Below are 2,500 nucleotides of genomic sequence, written 5' to 3'. Positions count from 1 at the left end.
GTGACTGCGTACCTCTTGCATAATGGGTCAGTGACTTAGTTTATCGAGCAAGCTTAAGCCGTTAGGTGTAGGCGCAGCGAAAGCGAGTCTGAATAGGGCGACTATAGTTCGATGAATTAGACCCGAAACCCGGTGATCTAGGCATGACCAGGCTGAAGGTGCGGTAACACGCACTGGAGGGCCGAACCGTTGAATGTTGAAAAATTCTCGGATGAGTTGTGTTTAGGGGTGAAAGGCCAATCAAACCGGGAAATAGCTGGTTCTCCGCGAAATCTATTGAGGTAGAGCGTCGGACGTATACCGTTGGGGGTAGAGCACTGGATGGATGCGGGGGTCGCGAGATCTACCAACTCTAACCAAACTCCGAATACCAACGAGATTTATCCGGCAGACAGACGGCGGGTGCTAAGGTCCGTCGTCAAAAGGGAAACAGCCCTAACCTACAGCTAAGGTCCCCAAGTCGTGTCTAAGTGGGAAAGCATGTGGGAATCCCAAAACAACCAGGATGTTGGCTTAGAAGCAGCCATCATTTAAAGAAAGCGTAACAGCTCACTGGTCTAAACAAGGGTTCCTGCGGCGAAGATGTAACGGGGCTCAAGACACGCACCGAAGCTTAGGGTTGGAACATTTGTTCCAGCGGTAGCGGAGCGTTCCGTAGGCCAGAGAAGCGGGAGGGTAACCGACCGTGGAGGTATCGGAAGTGCGAATGCTGACATGAGTAGCGACAAAGAGGGTGAGATGCCCTCTCGCCGAAAGACCAAGGGTTCCTGCTTAAAGCTAATCTGAGCAGGGTGAGCCGGCCCCTAAGACGAGCCCGAAGGGGGTAGTCGATGGGAACCACGTTAATATTCGTGGGCCTGGAGATGAGTGACGGATCACGTGAATTGTCAGAGCTTATTGGATTGTTCTGGCTTTGAAGTGGTTCCAGGAAATAGCCTCTCCATATAGACCGTACCCGAAACCGACACAGGTGGTCAGGTAGAGTATACCAAGGCGCTTGAGAGAAGTATCCTGAAGGAACTCGGCAAATTGCCTCCGTACCTTCGGAAGAAGGAGGCCCTGTCTATGCGCAAGCATTGGCAGGGGGCACAGGCCAGGGGGTAGCGACTGTTTAGCAAAAACACAGGACTCTGCTAAGTCGGCTTCAAGACGACGTATAGGGTCTGACGCCTGCCCGGTGCCGGAAGGTTAAGAGGAGGAGTGCAAGCTCCGAATTGAAGCCCCGGTAAACGGCGGCCGTAACTATAACGGTCCTAAGGTAGCGAAATTCCTTGTCGGGTAAGTTCCGACCTGCACGAATGGCGTAACGACTTCCCCACTGTCTCCAGGATATGCTCAGCGAAATTGAATTCTCCGTGAAGATGCGGAGTACCCGCGGTTAGACGGAAAGACCCCGTGCACCTTTACTGCAGCTTCAGAGTGGCATTAGGAAAGAATTGTGTAGCATAGGTGGGAGGCTATGAAGCACCGGCGCCAGCTGGTGTGGAGCCATAGGTGAAATACCACCCTGTTGTTTTCTGATGTCTAACCCAGGACCGTTAGCCGGTTCGGGGACCCTCTGTGGCGGGTAGTTTGACTGGGGCGGTCGCCTCCTAAAGAGTAACGGAGGCGCGCGATGGTAGGCTCAGGACGGTTGGAAACCGTCTGTTAGAGTGCAATGGCATAAGCCTGCCTGACTGCGAGACTGACGAGTCGAGCAGAGACGAAAGTCGGTCATAGTGATCCGGTGGTCCCTCGTGGAAGGGCCATCGCTCAACGGATAAAAGGTACGCCGGGGATAACAGGCTGATGATTCCCAAGAGCTCATATCGACGGAATCGTTTGGCACCTCGATGTCGGCTCATCACATCCTGGGGCTGGAGCAGGTCCCAAGGGTTTGGCTGTTCGCCAATTAAAGTGGTACGTGAGCTGGGTTCAGAACGTCGCGAGACAGTTTGGTCCCTATCTGCCGTGGGCGTCGATACTTGAGAGGAGTTGCCCCTAGTACGAGAGGACCGGGGTGAACATGCCTCTGGTGTACCTGTCGTTCCGCCAGGAGCGCAGCAGGGTAGCTATGCATGGACGGGATAACCGCTGAAAGCATCTAAGCGGGAAGCCTCCCTCAAGATAAGGTATCATCGAGTCGTGGTAGACCACCACGTTGATAGGCCGGGTGTGGAAGCGCGGTAACGCGTGAAGCTAACCGGTCCTAATAACTCTGTTCATGCTTGAGAGTCCCCACCATCAATATCAGCTCTGCGAACTTCGGATCGCAGCGTGATGGCAGCGGTAATCAAGCCACATCTGACATCATCACAACGGCATCAAAACCCAACACCCACACTGCGTCGGCCACATTGCTTGGTGACCATAGCGTCTGTGCCCCACCCGATCCCATCTCGAACTCGGCCGTGAAACCAGTCCGCGCCAATGGTACTAACGCTCAAGCGTTGGAAGAGTAGGTCGTCGCCAGGCATTGTCGCCGACGCAGTCAAGTGTTGCGCTAAAAACCCATTCACAG

General features: G+C 54.2%; 2 rRNA genes (1 of these 2 only partly in view). Both read left to right on the top strand.

What is annotated here, in order from left to right:
• A 23S ribosomal RNA gene (locus tag AQZ49_RS11400) occupies positions 1-2,212 on the top strand (it extends 581 nt beyond the left edge of the window).
• A gap of 127 nt (positions 2,213-2,339) precedes the next feature.
• A 5S ribosomal RNA gene (gene rrf / locus AQZ49_RS11395) occupies positions 2,340-2,454 on the top strand.
• Positions 2,455-2,500: the final 46 nt, after the last annotated feature.

The sequence above is a fragment of the Novosphingobium sp. FSW06-99 genome (assembly GCF_001519065.1).
Taxonomy (GTDB): Bacteria; Pseudomonadota; Alphaproteobacteria; order Sphingomonadales; family Sphingomonadaceae; genus Novosphingobium.
Note: the sequence above shows the minus strand (reverse complement) of the source record. Positions and strands in the feature narration are given on the sequence as shown.